General features: G+C 55.1%; 14 protein-coding genes and 2 pseudogenes. 10 read left to right on the forward strand and 6 right to left on the reverse strand.

Features of this window, described 5'->3' with window-relative positions; all coding sequences use genetic code 11:
* Positions 1–122 precede the first annotated feature (122 nt).
* A complete protein-coding gene (locus ACR0NZ_RS12340) occupies positions 123–1,526 on the forward strand; it encodes a sensor histidine kinase (RefSeq protein ID WP_480519219.1) in 1,404 nt (467 codons plus the stop codon).
* Positions 1,523–2,170, forward strand: coding sequence for a response regulator (locus ACR0NZ_RS12345; protein ID WP_480519221.1), 648 nt, complete (start codon positions 1,523–1,525; stop codon positions 2,168–2,170). Before ACR0NZ_RS12340 ends, ACR0NZ_RS12345 begins: the two co-directional genes overlap by 4 nt.
* A 73-nt stretch (positions 2,171–2,243) precedes the next feature.
* On the opposite strand, the gene ACR0NZ_RS12350 is transcribed toward ACR0NZ_RS12345, so the two are convergent.
* Positions 2,244–2,996, reverse strand: coding sequence for a hypothetical protein (locus ACR0NZ_RS12350; RefSeq protein WP_480519223.1), 753 nt, complete (start codon positions 2,994–2,996; stop codon positions 2,244–2,246).
* Between the two features lie 832 nt (positions 2,997–3,828).
* Positions 3,829–5,553, reverse strand: coding sequence for a hypothetical protein (locus tag ACR0NZ_RS12355; RefSeq protein WP_480519225.1), 1,725 nt, complete (start codon positions 5,551–5,553; stop codon positions 3,829–3,831).
* Between the two features lie 194 nt (positions 5,554–5,747).
* Between ACR0NZ_RS12355 and ACR0NZ_RS12360 the strand changes: the two genes are divergently transcribed.
* The 7 genes and pseudogenes from ACR0NZ_RS12360 (at position 5,748) to ACR0NZ_RS12390 (ending at position 9,998) form a co-directional block, all read left to right on the forward strand.
* Positions 5,748–6,026 carry a hypothetical protein gene (locus tag ACR0NZ_RS12360; protein ID WP_480519227.1) on the forward strand — a complete coding sequence of 93 codons (279 nt, stop codon included), beginning with the start codon at positions 5,748–5,750 and terminating at the stop codon, positions 6,024–6,026.
* Positions 6,027–6,075: 49 nt separating this feature from the next.
* Entirely contained in the window at positions 6,076–6,885 is an 810-nt protein-coding gene (locus ACR0NZ_RS12365) for a hypothetical protein (protein ID WP_480519229.1), read from the forward strand.
* A gap of 205 nt (positions 6,886–7,090) precedes the next feature.
* The gene (locus ACR0NZ_RS12370; RefSeq protein WP_480494455.1) at positions 7,091–8,485 is read left to right on the forward strand and encodes a metal-dependent hydrolase family protein; all 1,395 of its coding nucleotides are present in this window, start codon (positions 7,091–7,093) and stop codon (positions 8,483–8,485) included.
* Positions 8,486–8,505: 20 nt separating this feature from the next.
* Complete coding sequence (locus ACR0NZ_RS12375) at positions 8,506–8,745, forward strand: hypothetical protein (RefSeq protein WP_480519231.1); 240 nt, start codon at positions 8,506–8,508, stop codon at positions 8,743–8,745.
* 53 nt (positions 8,746–8,798) lie between these two features.
* A complete protein-coding gene (locus ACR0NZ_RS12380; protein WP_480519233.1) occupies positions 8,799–8,945 on the forward strand; it encodes a hypothetical protein in 147 nt (48 codons plus the stop codon).
* A 41-nt stretch (positions 8,946–8,986) separates the two neighbouring features.
* Positions 8,987–9,461 (forward strand): annotated as a pseudogene (locus ACR0NZ_RS12385) (DDE-type integrase/transposase/recombinase); the annotation flags it as partial.
* Between the two features lie 69 nt (positions 9,462–9,530).
* A complete protein-coding gene (locus ACR0NZ_RS12390; RefSeq protein WP_480519235.1) occupies positions 9,531–9,998 on the forward strand; it encodes a hypothetical protein in 468 nt (155 codons plus the stop codon).
* 127 nt (positions 9,999–10,125) lie between these two features.
* Here the strand turns inward: ACR0NZ_RS12390 and ACR0NZ_RS12395 are convergent, their stop codons facing one another.
* Entirely contained in the window at positions 10,126–10,350 is a 225-nt protein-coding gene (locus ACR0NZ_RS12395) for a transposase (RefSeq protein ID WP_480519237.1), read from the reverse strand.
* Between the two features lie 318 nt (positions 10,351–10,668).
* Here ACR0NZ_RS12395 and ACR0NZ_RS12400 point away from each other — a divergent pair.
* Positions 10,669–11,819, forward strand: a pseudogene (locus ACR0NZ_RS12400) (IS3 family transposase).
* Positions 11,820–12,168: 349 nt separating this feature from the next.
* Here the strand turns inward: ACR0NZ_RS12400 and ACR0NZ_RS12405 are convergent.
* The 3 genes from ACR0NZ_RS12405 to ACR0NZ_RS12415 form a co-directional block, all read right to left on the reverse strand.
* Positions 12,169–12,963, reverse strand: a complete 795-nt coding sequence (locus tag ACR0NZ_RS12405) for an SDR family oxidoreductase (protein ID WP_480519239.1) — start codon at positions 12,961–12,963, stop codon at positions 12,169–12,171.
* 699 nt (positions 12,964–13,662) lie between these two features.
* Positions 13,663–14,745 (reverse strand): ABC transporter ATP-binding protein, encoded by a 1,083-nt coding sequence (locus ACR0NZ_RS12410; RefSeq protein ID WP_480519241.1) that lies wholly within the window; start codon positions 14,743–14,745, stop codon positions 13,663–13,665.
* A gap of 3 nt (positions 14,746–14,748) precedes the next feature.
* A complete protein-coding gene (locus tag ACR0NZ_RS12415; RefSeq protein ID WP_480519243.1) occupies positions 14,749–16,404 on the reverse strand; it encodes an alpha-amylase family glycosyl hydrolase in 1,656 nt (551 codons plus the stop codon).
* Positions 16,405–16,408 lie beyond the last annotated feature (4 nt).

Raw genomic sequence — 16,408 nt, forward strand, 5'->3', positions numbered from 1 at the left:
TGCCGGGGTGCACCCAAAAAGGCCAAGTCCCGGCCCGCGCATCAGGTTTCGAACATTGGAGAAGCGCATCAGACCATGGTCTGTAGCGCGTCAAGCAATTGTCGTTCATAGTCGATTGCGAAATGAGACCCAAAATTTCTGACCTGACAATTGGCAACTGGTCTTTGTCGCGCGTTTTTCTCGCGGCCAGCATAGTCGTAATGGGGACTGCTACGGTGTTTGTTGGTCACTGGGTGTCGAACCGGATCGAAAACGCGGTTGTACAGAACTCCGCCAACTCGGCCGCACTGTACATGGAAAGCATTCTGTCTCCTCTCAGCCAGGAGCTGGCGCATGGAGATCGACTGTCCGAACAGGCCAGCCGGGCGCTGGACGAGATTTTCATGACCCAGCCGATGCGCGAACGCATTGCCTCGTACAAGTTCTGGAAACAGGATGGCGAGATTGCATACGCATCGGATTCCGCCATCATCGGTCGTCGGTTCGAGCCGACAGATGACCTGAAACGCGCATGGGCTGGAGAAATCTCGGGCTCATTTGAAGAGCTGGACGACGAAGAAAGCGCGGCAGAGGCTGCGCTTGGCATTCCATTGCTGGAAGTCTACAGCCCTATTCGCGAAATCTGGTCGGGGAAAATCATCGCGGTCGCCGAGTTCTATGAAAAAGCCGATCAGTTGGAACTGGACATGGCCAGAGCCCGAAGAACAAGCTGGTTGATCGTTGGCTCGGCTTTTGCGGCAAGCACGATTGTTCTGTTTTCCATTGTCGCAATCGGCGACAATACCATTCGACGGCAGGGGCGCCTTCTGAACGACCGCCTTGCCGAAAGTGAAAAGATGGCCGCGCAGAATGCCATGCTGCGGTCGCGCGTCATTGATGCATCAGAAAGATATGCTGCGCAAACGGACAGGTTCCTCAGGAAACTCGGCGCGGAACTGCATGACGGTCCTGCCCAATACCTATCGCTCGCTGCCCTTCGATTGGAGGCCGCATTCGGCGACAGGCCGGAGATGCCCACCGAGGCCGAAGAAATTCAACAGTCGTTGCAGAAGTCTTTGGCAGAAATTCGCGCCCTGTCACGGGGGTTGTTCGCGCCAGACATCGAAAACCTGGCGCTCGTTGATGTCGTGAAAAGAGCTGTCGAGGACCACGCGGAACACAGCCCTTTTCGCCCCGGTATTTCCTTTCAGGGCAATCCGTCGCCCGACTTGTCGATCTCGGGCAAGTTGTGCGTTTTCCGGTTCCTGCAGGAAACGATTTCCAATGCCGCAAGATATGCGCCCACGTCCCGATGCATTGTCACCTGCGACGTACATGATGATCGCATCACCGTTCAGGTCAGCGACGACGGCCCCGGGTTCGATCCGTCAGGCGAGACTGTGCTGCGAGACGACGGGGGCCAGGGCCTTGTCGGTTTGCGTGACCGGGTCGAAAGCATCGGTGGCCGGTTCGTGGTGACATCAACCCCGGGCAAGGGCACCACCGTTGCTATGACATTGTTTCCCAGAAAGATGAGTGCATCATGACAACATCCGTCGTTATCGCAGATGATCACCCGATTTTTCGGGACGGTTTGCACCGCACATTAGAAGAGGCTGACGGTTTCAAGGTTCTCGCCGCTGGATCAAATGCGGATGAGGCCGTTTCCCTTGTCCGAACCCATCAACCTGACATCGCCATCCTCGACCTGTCGATGCCCGGTGGCGGCATTAGCGCGACCCGTCGAATTGCTGAAATGGCGAACCCGCCTTTCATCGCGATATTGACGGTCTCTGAAAACAGCAGTGACGTCGCAGACGCTTTGGAGGCGGGTGCCATTGGCTACATCGTCAAGGGCGTGACAGCGCGCGAATTGACAGATTCGCTGCGCAGTATCGCCTCGGGCGAAGGATTCGTCTCGCCGGGTCTGGCTTCGCGCATGCTGCTTCAGATCAATCGCGGAAGTGGGCCGCAGAAAGAAACTGACGCCATCGATGATCTTACCCATCGCGAGGAGGAGATTCTTCGGCGCGTCGCCAAAGGGCTAAGCAATCGGGAAATAGCCGATGAGTTGGGGATTCAAGAAAAAACCGTCAAGCATTACATGACGGCGATCCTGTCCAAGCTCCATGCGCGGAACCGGGTGGAGGCCGCTCTCATCGCGCATGAGGCCTGGAACAAGAAAGACTAGGGTCAGGCGCTCAAAGACCGGGGCGGTCTCTCAAGAAAAGAAACCGCCCCGCACAATGGTCAAAGTTCGTTGTTCAGTTGGCAATCGCCTGAAGTCTGCTGCGATCCGCCGCGGTTGCGGTTCTTTCAACAACGGTCCGGTTGAACGGGTCTTTCAGTTCGTAACGTCCGCCCTCGATCTCTTCTTTCCAGCCGTTTGCGTAACTAACTTCGATATTGTTGCCCTGAATTTCGATTTTTGCCGGGTTACTTCCAGCACCGCCGCTCTGCCCTGGCGAGCGCACACTATCGATTGAGATACCGTTTGCCAGTGACCGAAGGCGCGAAACGTCGGCACCGGTGGCCGGTCGTTCCTCGACGGTTCGGTTCTGCGCGTTCTTTCTTTCGTACCGACCGTTTTCGATCTCTTCTTTGGTGCCGTCAGCATAGCGTACTTCGATGCCGCTCGCGCTTGTCTCGACCTTTGTTATTCCAGCCGATCCCGATGACCGCCCCCCAGACTGAGACCGGTCCTTCTTATCCCCGCCCCGACCCGAGCGTGACGATCCATCGTCATCGTCATCATCGTCATCATCATCGTCGTGACCACCTTTACCCGATCCGGAATTGTCGTCGCTATCTCCGCCGCTGCCCGACCCGGAATTGCTGTCATGATCATCATCCCCGCCGTTGCCGTCACTCCCCTTCCCGCTTTTTGCAAACGCGTAAGCAGGTTCCAACCGCAGATGACCGTCTGCGTCAAATGTCGGCACATAGGGTGTCATCACAATCAGCGACGCCAGCGCTGCTGAGCTCAGAAGCTGACCAGTTCTTTTCCGGGTATTCATTATCGTCTCCAATCCTGTTCGAGGCGTTTTCCTGCATTGGAGGCAGAATATCCCAGTCCCGGCTTCGCTACATCGGGCTTAGGTCTGGTGAATTTCCGGCCGAATGTCCGGACCGAAGAAGCTAAGAATTACAATTCCCGAAACTCAACCTGATCCAACACTCTTATTTTGGCTTTGAGCAACGAGGGACCGCATGTCGGTGCCGACAGCACTGACGGTGGAGGCGTGTTGGTTTTCATGTTGGGGTAAGAGTCGGCTTCAGGGAGCGTCAGAATGGGTGCGCTTTGATAGCTGATCTTTGCTCTCTGGCGTAGCACCGTTGTAGCACCGGGCGAGGATGCCCCACGCGCGGAAATCGCCCTGTTGGACGCTAGCGTATTGTGTTTATTGAGGTATATTTTGGTTGCGGGAGTAGGATTTGACCTTTATCGAACATCAATTAGGCACATCCCTAACAAACCAATTTGAAGTAGATTTCTGGAGGCACGGATTTACTGCTTCAGACGCTTGACCAATTTGGGCAGGAGGCTGTCATTCGCTGCGGTCTGCGCTAAGGTCCGTTCCGCGCAAACTATGCGGTGGCAACTTCTGTCATAGTATTGACTGTTCGAACGGCCATAGCGTTCTTCCTGTCGGCAGTCTTTCAGCTTTGATGCAACCATCAGAGAGATGCTACCTTGTGTATGCGCTTTGGCGTCGTAACGACCGCACATCCAAGCTCAGCACGGAGAATCTACGTTTGCTTCAAGGCACGATGGGCAGGGTACAAATCTGCAGCAGAAAAGCAGCTCGGAGTCTGCCACTGAGATCCGAAGAGCTTTACGCCCGGCTTTCATTCGTCAACAAAAGTGTGCGCTTCTGACAAACCCTTGGTAACGGCTTCGACAAGAACCGTGTTCATACTATGCGATTCCAGCCATGCTTTGGGGTCCTCGTAGAGAAGCGGGTCGAGCTCAGCCAGTCTATTGAGAGCAACTCGTGCGGCTGTTTCGTTTGAGAGTTTGCTGTAAGCGATGGCAAGCAAAGCCTGGCCAAAGGACCAGCCATCAGTGGAGGCGTGTTCCGCATCCTTGGCCAGTTCCTCCCATTCCTCTCTAAGCAGATGGTCCGCGGCCAGCAGGTGAAAGTAGAACGGCGGTGGCGCAACAGAGCGGTCTATCGCGCGATGCATAATGGGAACTCCCTCGTCGAAGCGACCTGCTATTCCATAGCGGATCGCTAGATTGGCCAGTGCAGCTGGATCATTGGGGTTAACTTCCACGGCCCTTTGTGCAAACTCGATCGAGCGCTCCATATCACCCGCATATTGCTCAACATGGGACATCGCCTGAAGCGCGTCAGTATCCCGTGGATCCAAGTCGATAGCGCGTGCCGCTGCCTCTTTGGCTAGAGCAAAGGCCGCATCTCTTGAAAGCACTTTCTCATGACCGAACCGGGCAGCATCATTGCGCAGGTAGGCCAGCATTGCCCATGCGCGAACGTATTCCGGGTCCTCGCGAACGGTCGCTTCGAGACAATCCCGCGCAGCCTGATATTGATCTCGATGGTATGTTCTGCGGTAAATCTGTGCACTCGCGACACACGCAAACCCTCGCAGTGTTGGGTCGTTTCGATCCACAAGTCTGTCAGTGCGAGCATCGCGGAGCGCATATCCGTATTGCTGCCCTATTGTCGAAGCGATCTGCGCAGAAATCGTGTCCTGAATTTCGGTTATGCTCTGGCCATTGGTGCCCTCGGCATAGCGCTCGCTCCATAAGACTTCGAAATCATCCCGCCGCACAAGGTTGGTTCGGATAAGTAACTCGCCGCCATCGCGCCAAACGTCGCCGGTCACTGTAAACTCAGCGGTTGGCTGATGGATTTCGAACGACGTGGTCCCCGAGCCCTGCGCGACTTGAGCAGATGCAATATGCACTGCAAGATCCGGAAACTTGATCAAATCCGCAGCAAGCTCATTGGTCAGGCCCGAGGCGACAAGCGAAACAAGAGCGTCGTCCGTTCGAACTTCAAAATCCTCAACTAGAATGGAAACTTTTTTGTCGGGCCTCTCGGCTACTGCTGGTACACGGCTATCAGGTCTCTCGTACCAGAAACCAAATCCGGCCAAAATGACTAGGCACATGACCACCAGCAAGGCCAGTCCAGTGTAGAACCTTGTATTAGGCTTCGACACTTGCTCGTGGTCGGCAACCTCAGTCGCCCTGGGATGAACTGCCTCGGGCACGATCTGTTCTCGCGCGGAAAATTTCGGAATGTAATGACCTTTTGGAATACTAATGCGGATCGGGTCATTGCTACCTCGCCCGACATAGTAGTTGTCGAGATCCCTGCGCAGCTTTCGGGCTTCGAGCCGCACGACCGGGTCGGCTTGCTGATCAAAATCAGACCCACGCCCGAAGACCGCGATTGCGATAGTGGTCGCCTTCAGTTCGTTCTCGCGACCCGCCAAGGCTTCCTCGACAATGTATGCCAGCATCTCGCGACGCCGGGCACTGGACTGCAGTCCACTATAGTCAAGTATTCGTTCGAGTTGTCGACGTATGTCCTCTTCGGACATCTCCAAACGTGTCGGCCAATGACTGCTGGTCACTTTTGTCCTCACTGGTCCATAGAACCCTTAAGAAAAGAAAATAGAAGTAACAAGCCATCTGGCCATACTTTTTTTGGCCTGCGAACTGCATGTATACAACATGTAGCAACGTTCTAATCCACGCCTTTTGATGCTGTGGTCCGGCAGGAGCACAACGGATAATGGACACTTTTCTGGAAAATTTGATTGACTGGTACCCCGAGCAAGGTGAGCGGATCGTTGTTCAGTTTCGTGAGGACCCAGTATTCCGGTCAATCTGTGAAGAGATGGAAATAGCCGAACAAGCCATAATACGCTGGAAAAATCTTCCGCCTCGCGCGGCAGAATATGAACAGATTTTGAATGAGCTGAAAATAGAATTTCGGGCGTATCTCACTTCTGATTGTCATCGGCAGACGAAAGATAATCAGGGCAGTTCGGCGGCATCAGATGGAGAATAATTAAGTGGGTTACGCGGAATGCAAATCTTCGGGCCGGACAGAGGACCGGATGCTAATGTCAAGACTGCTCAGAGTTGGCGCTATCTCGGCTGTCTTTACTGCCGCGATCAATCAACCTGTTTCTGCTCAGGAAGACCTCAGCGAGATCAACAACGGAACCAATCCAACACTGCTGACAACGCAGTTTGGCTTCCAGTATCAGTTCAACCAGATCAATTCCGACCTGAACACCGGCCTGTTCGAGGCCTTCTACACGCAACCTTTCGGTGAGGGTGGAAAACGGGCGTTCCGGATAACCGTCCCAGGCTCGGACAGCCCGTTCAACGCAAACCCCATCTACGGCGGAGAGCCAGGGGTTGAATTCACATTGGGCGACATAAGCGTAACCTACATTGACGTTTTCCACCTTACCGAAAAAAACGGGGCCGCTTTCACTTTTGAACTGTTTCTGAACACAGCGGAAACCGAAGCCGCCGGGTATGGGCAATTTGCCGGTGAAACCTCGGCCTTCTACGCTTGGTTTCTCAACAACGGAGCAATTTTCGCCCCAGCCTGGGTTCAAACATTCGGATTGGAGGGCGGGAATGATCAAGGCCAGAATGTAAACACGACCACGATCGACTTCTACTATGTTCCCAAGCTGAAGAATCCGCGTTTCTACCTGACATTCGATCCCGCAATCATCCACGATTGGGAAACAGACGCGACCTTTGGCAGCCTGCAGGTGACTGCAGGCATGTTGACAGGCAAGGCATTTGGCGGCGATGGTCAAGTGTTCATCAAGCCTGGCATTCTCTTCGGCGGTGACAGACCGGCTGAGTGGTCTGTCCAGGTCGGATACAAGGTGCTGAATTTCTGATGCCGGTCCACTTTATTGCTGCCTGCCTACTTCAAACCCGCCCCACCTCCAGGCGCTCGAAACAGTTCTACGCGGAGCAGAAATGGGCCGTAAGGGTCCCCCGTCTCAATTTGCAATTTTCACAGCGCGGCACAACTCCACCCCTGAACTACCCAGTGCAATCACAACGAAATTCGTCCAAAATCTGAAAATGAGGAAACCAATCATGTCCAACAAAATGTTGACCTATTTTCTCTGCACCACGCTCGCGGCAACTCCGGTCAGCGTTCTGGCACATGACGCCAACCATGCGGTCGTCCCAGCCGGCGTAATCGGCGAAATTGAAACCACCAACGTCAGAATGAAATTCGACAATGTCCTTATTCGAGGCGCGCGGATATTCAATGGCTGCGACGAGGAATTGTCAGAAGCCGACGTGCTGGTCTCTGGCCAGCTGATCCAGAAGATCGGCAGCGACATCCCGACACCGGAAGGCGCTTTCGAGATCGATGCCGAGGGTTATACGCTCATCCCAGGCCTGATCGACAACCACTGGCACGGGATCTTTGCCGAGGCCACCATCGCCCAATTGGCACTGACCGGCGAGGGGTACTGGAACCTTCTGGCCGCCAGGGCGCAGAACAACGCGCTTGCCCGCGGCTTCACCACGGTGCGTGATACTGCTGGCCCGATGTTCGACATCGCCAAGGCAACGAACGAGGGTCTGATCGACGGACCTCGTGTGTTTCCCTCGGGACCCGCGCTATCGATCACAGCGGGCCATCAGGATTTTCGCATGACGCGAGATGTGCCGCAGGGCGCCGGCGAATTGCACTCGTTCGAGCGAGGCAACATGTTCTACATCACGGACGGCGTACCGGACGTTCTCAAGCGCACGCGCGAAAACCTCATGCAGGGTGCCACCCAGATCAAGCTGATGGCGGGCGGCGGTGTCACCTCGGCTTACGACCCGATCCACACCATCCAGTTCACCGATGAAGAATTCAAGGCTGCTGTCGAGGCGACAGAAGCCTGGGGCACCTATGTGACCACCCATGCGATCAATGACGAAGCGGTTCGACACTCCATCGAAAATGGCGCGCGCAGTGTTGAGCACGCGCATATGTCGACTCGCGAAACACTGCAGATGTTTAAGGACAACGATGTCTGGCTCAGCATGCAGCCATTCCTCGATGACGAAGACGCACCGGCCCTGAACGAGTTCCAGAAGGCCAAGTACAAGTTCGTCACTGACGGAACCGATTTCGTCTACCGCACCGCCAAGGAGTTGGGCCTGAAGATTGCCTTCGGTACTGACACGCTCTTCAGTGCGGACCTTGCGAAACGTCAGGGCGCGGTGCTGGCGAAGATGGAACGGTGGTTTACCCCCTACGAGACGCTGAAGATGGCCACCTGCGACAACGCCGAATTGCTTAAGATGTCCGGGCTGCTAACGCCCTATCCGCTCGGGCCGCTCGGCGTAATCGAGGAAGGTGCCTATGCAGACATGATCCTCGTCAACGGCAATCCGCTGGAGGACCTGCAACTGATCAGCGATGCGAAGGCGAATTTCGGCATGATCATGAAGGATGGCACCATATACAAGTTCGACATGGAGTGAGCATCATATCGCGTAGAACCGTGATTGCCTCTGTTCTTGACCTCGCGGCGTCGATCGCGGGGGCGCAGGATCAACCTGCCAGGCCCATTGTTATTACCAACGTCAACGTTTTCGACGGTTTGAATGAAGAACTGATCGATGGCGCCAATGTCGTGGTCTCTGGCAAATTGATTGCACAAATCACTACTGAGGAGGTCGCAGTCGCAGGGGGGCAGGTCATCGACGGTGGTGGTCGCACGATGATCCCTGGCTTGACCTGAACCTCCCATACTGAACTGGTCCACCGCTATGCTTAGGAAACGGAGGACCACGAATGGCAAACAAGAGACCAAAGCCCGAAGAGATTGTCTTAAAGTTACGGCAGGTTGAAGTTCTGATAGGGCAAGGGATGTCCCGTCTTGATGCGATCAGGCAGATTGGTGTTGTTGAGCAAACCTATTACCGCTGGCGGAAGAAATGAGCCGTTGAAGGCGCCATTGGTTCGAGCACAATGGCGAGCGGCGACGAGAGGGGCTGAAAGTGCCAGTGAAACAACCGAAGAAAGGGCGGCTCTGGCTGAACCCTCTCGGGACATTGCTGCGCAATGCCCTGCCGGGCAGTGGATGGGTCTTGTGTTCGGCTTAGGCCGGAGTATCGCAAACACGTGTGGTCCTATGACTTTGTCCATTGCCGAACCGATGATGGCAAAGCTTTCCGGTCGTTGAACATCGTTGATGAGTACAGTCGGGAATGTTTGGCTATCAGGGTCGAGCGGAAGCTGAACTCAACCGATGTAATCGATGTCCTGACAGACCTGTTCATACTTCGCGGCGCGCCGAGTTTCATACGTTCAGATAACGGGCCGGAATTTGTCGCCCAGGCTGTCCGAGACTGGATCGCTCCCGTTGGCGCCAAGACAGCTTACGTCGAACTTGGCAGCCCGTGGGAGAACGGATACTTTGAAAGCTTCAACGGCAGGTTCAGAGACGAGCCGCTCCGGTCTTAGGTAGCAAATGCACCAAATTGCCATCTGGATGGCTGGCGAGATCTCGTGTGGAATGGCGGCATGTCGAAACCACTGATTGTTCACACGCTGACAGAGAAGCGGGCCGAGATACTGGGCCAGATTAAAGCATACGAGGCGCAGATCGCACATGCGAAGCACGATCTGGCGCATGTGAACGCGACAATTGAGCTGTTCGCCGCACCTGAACGGCGGCGTGCCCGGTACATTGTGAGCCATGGGTTCTTCGAGAAGGGCGAGATCGCGGATATCTGCGTCCGTCATCTTCGGGTCGATGCCGAGCTGACCACGCGAGAGCTTGCCAAGCGCGTAATGGTGGAGCGCAACCTGAACATCTCAGATACAGCGCTCAGAAACTCGGTGGTCTTCAAGGTCGTCCAGGCGCTGCGGCATGCCAAGCGACGAAAGCTCGTCAAGATGATCGAGAAGAAGAAAGGTTTGTGTGTCTGGGATGCCGGCGACGCCGTCACGTTGCGCGTCGTTGCCAATACCCCTTCCACGACCGGCTGACCGGCGACGCGAGCGCACCACCTATCAGGCAATCTGCCAGGCGGCCATTGCGCTCCTCCCGATGATCCTCGAGCCAAGCCGCATGAGCCGCGTATGCATCGAGATATCTTCCTTCGACCTTCAGATGTTATCCGCCAATCATCCGTCTAAGCCGTGAGAAGAAGCTCTCAGCAAGGTTGGTATTAACTCCTCTGACGCTGTAACCCTCTGAATGATTGACTCTTTGCATGTCGAAGTCTGTTTCCAGAAGATCCCAGTACGCAACTTCATCGGCCGAGACAACGGTGTCTGGAGTGATCCTTTCCCTTGCAAAATCGACGCCTTGTGCCTCCCGAAGAAAGGTTCTCGTCACCGTTCGACCGCCCCGCTGGCGGAGTACGACAACGGCTGGAATCTGGCGGTCCGACGTATTCTACAATGGCCCAAGGCCGCTCTGCCTCTGGAAACGCGTCAGAATGTCATCACTTTTTCGGTGACCGCGATTCCGGCGCCATTCCAATCTGATCTTGCAAAGCTGATGCATCGTCTGTCCACACCAGACCCGCTGGCAGATGACGGTCAGAACAGAGCACTCCGACCTGCAACCCTGATCGTCCCCCTCTGAAGTGGTCCGCCGTTATGGTTAAGAAAACGGAGGAACCACATGGCGAACAAGATCAAGCTTGCGCAGATGAAGCCGGAAGAGATTGTCTCGAAGTTGCGACAGGTTGAGATATTGATGGGGCAAGGCATGTCCCGTCTGGATGCAATCCGGCAGATTGGTGTTGTTGAACAGACCTATTATCGCTGGAAGAAAAGTACGGCGGAATGGGTGCGGATCAGTTGAAGGAACTCAAGCGCCTTCAAAAAGAGAATGAGCGTCTTCGAAAGGCCGTCTCGGATCTTACCCTGGACAAACTGATCCTGACGGAGGCGGCCAAGGGAAACTACTGAGCCCCACCCGTCGCCGTGCCTGCATCAATCATGTGCGCCGCAAACTGCGTGTCTCAGAACGTCCCGCTGCCCGGCAGTCGTTTGCAAAGCAAACGATGAGAGGGGGCGTGTCGTGTCCTGAAACAGCACCGATCCACACAGCGAAAGCTGCCGAAAGGTCGAACAGACGAGAAGCGCCTGGTGGCGGACATGATAGAATTAGCCCGCCAGTATGGCCGCTACGGTTATCGCCGGATCGCGGCTTTGCTGAGAGATGCGGGCTGGCAGGTGAATGACAAGCGCGTCGAAAGGCTTTGGCGTCGGGAGGGGCTGAAAGTGCCAATGAAACAACCAAAGAAGGGGCGGCTCTGGTTAAATGATGTATCGTGTGTTCGGCTGCGGCCGGAGCATCGAAACCACGTCTGGAGCTATGACTTCGTGCATTGTCGAACGGATGACGGAAAAGCATTCCGCACGCTCAACGTCATTGATGAGTACAGCCGGGAGTGCTTGGCGATCCGTGTGGGCCGCAAGCTAAACTCCGGCGATGTCATCGACGTCCTGAGTGACCTGTTCATCATGCGCGGTGTACCAAGCTACATTCGCTCCGACAATGGCCCTGAGTTCATTGCCGTGGCGGTGCAAGACTGGATCAATGCAGTTGGAGCAAAGACCGCATACATCGAGCCAGGCAGCCCATGGGAGAACGGTTACTGTGAGAGTTTCAATGCGCGGTTCAGAGATGAGTTCCTGAATGGAGAAGTCTTCTACAGCCTAAAAGAAGCGCAGATATTGATCGAAGAATGGAGGAAACACTACAACACTAAACGCCCGCACAGTGCTCTGGGATATAAACCACCGGCCCCGGAAACCATCGTTCAGATGGACCAAAGGCCAATCATGCACTAACAATCAAATTGGACCACACAAGTGGGGCTGATCAGGGGGGCCGGCTTGTTGGCGTTGGGACAACAAAAAACGGCCTCGGAAGCAGTTTCTTCGGGCCGTTCTGTATCGCTGGTTGCGGGTGCAGGATTTGACCTTTGTCGAACCACAGCGCTTCTGAGAATACCCAGATGAACTTAAGGCCAAAGTTAACAAGAGCAATCTGATCGTAAAAACCATGCCTAAAGTGGATATTCGACTAGTAGTCGACCAGCAACTGCTTTGCGGACAAACCGTGATTTCGCTGCGATTGAGGCAATGTCCCCAATATAGGCACGGGAACGGACGAAAGATCGCCCGCCCCGCCTTATAATCAATCGCCGGGTGTTGCAGCAGTACCCGCGAGGATGCCGCCATCAATCGTTAGTTCTGTTCCGGTCATGTAGGCCGCCTCGTCTGAAGCGAGCAGCACGGCAAGGGCTGCAACCTCTTTCGCTTCGCCAAACCGCCGCATGGGTGTGTCTGCCACCATTGCAGCTTCGCGTTCAGCCCTGTCCGGACCGTTGCCTAGCATTGGTTCCCACATCGGCGTCATGATTGCCGCTGGATGGATAGAGTTACACCGGATGTTCAGCCCTTGCGCGGCGCAGTAAAGCGCGACTGACTTCGTGTGGTTGCGTATAGCGGCTTTCGAGGCCGCGTAGGCAGCGGCCATCGGGATGCCGATGAGACCGGAACGGGATGAGATGTTCACGATGCTGCCTGCACCCTTCGCGCGCATAGCTCGGATCGCATAACGGCAGCCGAGAAATGTGCCATCGGTGTTCACCGTATGGACCTTCCGCCAGTCAGCCAAAGCAGCATTTTCGGGATCATGAGCAGGTGGCGCACCGTCGAACGGCCCTTCAAACCCTGTGATACCAGCGTTGTTCACCAGAACGTCAAGGGCGGGAAAGCGTTCTGCAACCGTATCCCACGCCGCTTCGGAAGCCACATCAAGGCGCGCGAAAGTTGCACCGATCTGGTCGGCCATGGCCTGCCCGGTCTTAGCGTCGATATCTGTCAGGATGACGTCGGCACCTTCGTCGCGGAAGGCGCTTGCGATGGCGGCACCAATGCCGCGGGCACCCCCAGTTATGAGGGCTGTCTTTTTCTTTAATCTGGGCATGAAAGCTCCGTAAGGTATGAATTCGATGGAGTCCGAGCGTTGGTCGCCCGAGGCGCAGTTCCGCCTAGTAGGCGGGTTTCCGGGTTACCGGTGCCGTTTGTCCATCGTAGTTCTCTCCTCTTCTTCGGATAATTACATAATAGAAAGCGGCACCCCAATGATCAAGCTGATAGCAGCAGCCGTTCATAGACTTTGCAGCATCGTTCATTATGGGATCTTCGCGGTCATTGGGTCAGTTGCAGCATTCTACCCATCGAGAACCACAAACCCAAACAGGGACGGCCCAAACTGGTCATTCATCGCCTCTGGCCACGCTGCGGTGCAGCTTCAACGAACCGGCCATTCGCTTAACCTGCGAGATCGACGAGTTGTCCGACGTCTGCCTTGCGGGCAAAGTGAGCAGCGAAGTGACGCACATGATCCGCAAAGGTCAGCTTACGCCCGGAATCTGTCCGTTTCGCCAAATTGCGGCATTGGCGGCACAAGCAGAGGGTTCGGTACCAACTCTTCGTTCAGTAAGAAACTTTGCAAAAGATCCTAGGACACTGAGTAACGAAGATAAAAGAACACTGCGTGTAGTATCACGTCCCTTGGGAAATGAGCGCCTTTGAATGAAATTGTTACTGTCTGCCTCGATCAAAGTCCGAAACGCCATTAACACCAAGACTTCCTGGCCAAAAGTTCGCGACAAAGCCCTCATCATTTCCGCATTGACAAACCATTGTGAAACAGATGCACTTTGCTCGGGTCCGCATTCAATTTGACAGCTTTCCCACGTCGGTTTCGTTCAACGCCAGGAAACTTGGCGACGATATTCTCAGCCCCCGGCCTGCTGGCAAAATACAGCAAGGTCACTTCACCCAGGGCTTCGACAAAATCGACAGTGCCGTCCAGAAACCCAGCGGCGGCGTCGGCAACGAAATCCTCAGGTCGTACCCCGATATTGACCTGCAAACCCATTTGTTCGGGCGTGGTCGAAATGGATGAAACGGCTTTTCCGCCCGCATCAAGTGTGACCTCTGTCAAATCCCCGGTTTTGGAAATTTTGCCAGACAGCAGATTCATAGAGGGCGATCCGATGAACTGCGCCACAAACTCGTTATCCGGCGTTTCGTACAGTTCCAGTGGCGTACCAACCTGCGCGATGCCTTTGTTGGCGAGAACGACGATCCGGCTGGCCAGCGTCATCGCCTCAACCTGATCGTGGGTCACGTAGATCATTGTGCTTTCGGGCATCGCCTCTTTCAGGCGCGCAATCTCGATCCGGGTTGCAACGCGCAGCGCAGCATCGAGGTTCGAAAGCGGTTCGTCGAACAAATAGACCTGGGGGTCTCGCACGATGGCGCGCCCGATAGCGACGCGCTGGCGTTGCCCTCCGGACAGAGCCTTGGGCAGACGATCCAAGAGCGGATCCAGTTGAAGGGTCTGGGCCGCGCGTTCAACGGCGGCATCGATCTCGGCAGCAGGCATCTTGGCGATCTTCAGTGCAAATGCCATGTTCTCGCGCACGGTCAAATGTGGGTAGAGCGCATAGGACTGAAACACCATGGCAATGCCCCTTTGGGCGGGCGGCACATCATTCATGACCTGCCCTTCGATCTCCAAGGTGCCGCTGGTGATCTTTTCCAGCCCGGCAATCATTCGCAACAAGGTTGATTTTCCGCAACCCGATGGACCGACAAAGACGATCAACTCGCCCTTTTCGATGTCCAGATCGATATGCTTCAGAACATCGATTGGACCATAGGATTTCGCGACATCCGTAAGTTTGAGTTCTGACATGGTTTACCCCTTGACCTTAGCCATCAGACAAAACTGTGCGGGGTGCAGCGTAACGCTTCCTGCACCGTCGCTACCGCCGAGTTCCCGCCCGATGACCCGCCAATCACCCAAGGGCAAGTCGACCCGCTGAGCTTCCGTTCCAAGGTTGAAAGCACAAAACACCGCTTCAGACGCATCCTCACGCAGGAAAGTCAGCACAGGTCCAATCTGTTTCATGTTGGACTGCGCACCCGAAGTTAGTGCTGGGTGGACGCGGCGCAAGGCGATTGCGCGGCGATAATGGTTCAGCATCGATTGGTCGTTCGCCTCGAGCCGGTCAACGGCTCTTTCCGTTTGGGCCGTACTAACCGGCAACCACGGCTCACCGGTGCTAAAGCCTGAATGTTCGTCCTGCGTCGCCCAAACCATTGGCGTGCGACATCCGTCGCGACCCTTGAACTCGGGCCAGAACTCGATGCCATAGGGGTCTTGTAGTTTCTCGAACGGAACATCTGCCTCGAGCAAGCCCAGTTCCTCTCCCTGATACAAACAGGCAGAGCCGCGTAGACACATCATCAGAACCGCGTGCTGGCGAATGGCCGCATCGTTTAGGTCCCAGCGCGAGGCATGACGTTCAACATCATGGTTCGAGAACGCCCAGCATGGCCATGCGTCGCCTGCCTTTTCTTCGAGCTGATCAAAGACCTGCTTTGCATAAGGCGCGGTCATCGCACGCTTTTCCAGAAACTCGAAGGCATAACACATATGCATTCGTTGATCGCCCGAGGTGTACTGACCAATGATTTCCAGCCCGCGCTGTGCATCACCGACTTCACCCAAACAGGCACGGCCTTCATATTCGTCGGTCAGCGCGCGCAACCTTTCGAGGAAGGCGATATTCTCGGGCTGACTTTTGGAATAAAGGTGATCCTGGTGGTTATAGGGGTTCACCGCAGGCGCAATTGATGCATTACGCTCTTCGACCGGAAGGGCCGGATTGTCCCGCAGATGTTTGTCGTGGAAATAAAAGTTGATCGTGTCCAGGCGAAAACCATCCACGCCCATGTCCAGCCAGAACCGAGCCACATCCAGCAGTGCGATTTGCACTTCGTTACAGTGAAAGTTTAGGTCTGGCTGCGAACTCAGAAAGTTATGCAGAAAATATTGCAGGCGACGAGGCTCCCACTGCCACGCTGAACCGCCAAAGATAGACAACCAGTTATTGGGCGGTGTGCCGTCCGGTTTAGGGTCGGCCCAAACATACCAGTCGGATTTCGGGTTGTCCCGATTGGCGCGGCTCTCACCGAACCAAGGGTGCTGATCAGATGTGTGTGACAGCACCAAATCGATCATCACTTTCAGACCCTTGTCATGGGCCTGATCAAGTAACTCGCGGAAATCTTCCAACGAGCCAAACATAGGATCCACGTCGCGGTAGTCGCTGACGTCGTAGCCGAAATCCTTCATCGGAGATTTGAAGAAGGGTGAAATCCAGATCGCATCGACCCCCAGATCCGCAATGTAATCCAGACGTTGGGTGATCCCTTTCAGGTCACCGATCCCATCACCATTGCTGTCCTGAAAGCTGCGCGGATAGATCTGATAGATCACGCCACCGCGCCACCACTCTGACTTTGCTTTGGTTGATTTGGAGAGTTCTAAAGTGTTCTGCACGTTCATCAGA

The organism is Ruegeria sp. AE3, from assembly GCF_056542225.1.

What these genes read in the sequence shown, in the direction of transcription:
- ACR0NZ_RS12360 (WP_480519227.1), top strand. Translation starts at nt 5,748, where the DNA reads ATGGACACTTTTCTGGAAAATTTGATTGACTGGTACCCCGAGCAAGGT.
- ACR0NZ_RS12380 (WP_480519233.1), top strand. Translation starts at nt 8,799, where the DNA reads ATGGCAAACAAGAGACCAAAGCCCGAAGAGATTGTCTTAAAGTTACGG.
- ACR0NZ_RS12390 (WP_480519235.1), top strand. Translation starts at nt 9,531, where the DNA reads ATGTCGAAACCACTGATTGTTCACACGCTGACAGAGAAGCGGGCCGAG.
- ACR0NZ_RS12350 (WP_480519223.1), bottom strand. Translation starts at nt 2,996, where the DNA reads ATGAATACCCGGAAAAGAACTGGTCAGCTTCTGAGCTCAGCAGCGCTG.
- ACR0NZ_RS12405 (WP_480519239.1), bottom strand. Translation starts at nt 12,963, where the DNA reads ATGCCCAGATTAAAGAAAAAGACAGCCCTCATAACTGGGGGTGCCCGC.
- ACR0NZ_RS12370 (WP_480494455.1), top strand. Translation starts at nt 7,091, where the DNA reads ATGTCCAACAAAATGTTGACCTATTTTCTCTGCACCACGCTCGCGGCA.
- ACR0NZ_RS12345 (WP_480519221.1), top strand. Translation starts at nt 1,523, where the DNA reads ATGACAACATCCGTCGTTATCGCAGATGATCACCCGATTTTTCGGGAC.
- ACR0NZ_RS12415 (WP_480519243.1), bottom strand. Translation starts at nt 16,404, where the DNA reads ATGAACGTGCAGAACACTTTAGAACTCTCCAAATCAACCAAAGCAAAG.
- ACR0NZ_RS12410 (WP_480519241.1), bottom strand. Translation starts at nt 14,745, where the DNA reads ATGTCAGAACTCAAACTTACGGATGTCGCGAAATCCTATGGTCCAATC.
- ACR0NZ_RS12365 (WP_480519229.1), top strand. Translation starts at nt 6,076, where the DNA reads ATGCTAATGTCAAGACTGCTCAGAGTTGGCGCTATCTCGGCTGTCTTT.
- ACR0NZ_RS12340 (WP_480519219.1), top strand. Translation starts at nt 123, where the DNA reads ATGAGACCCAAAATTTCTGACCTGACAATTGGCAACTGGTCTTTGTCG.
- ACR0NZ_RS12355 (WP_480519225.1), bottom strand. Translation starts at nt 5,553, where the DNA reads ATGTCCGAAGAGGACATACGTCGACAACTCGAACGAATACTTGACTAT.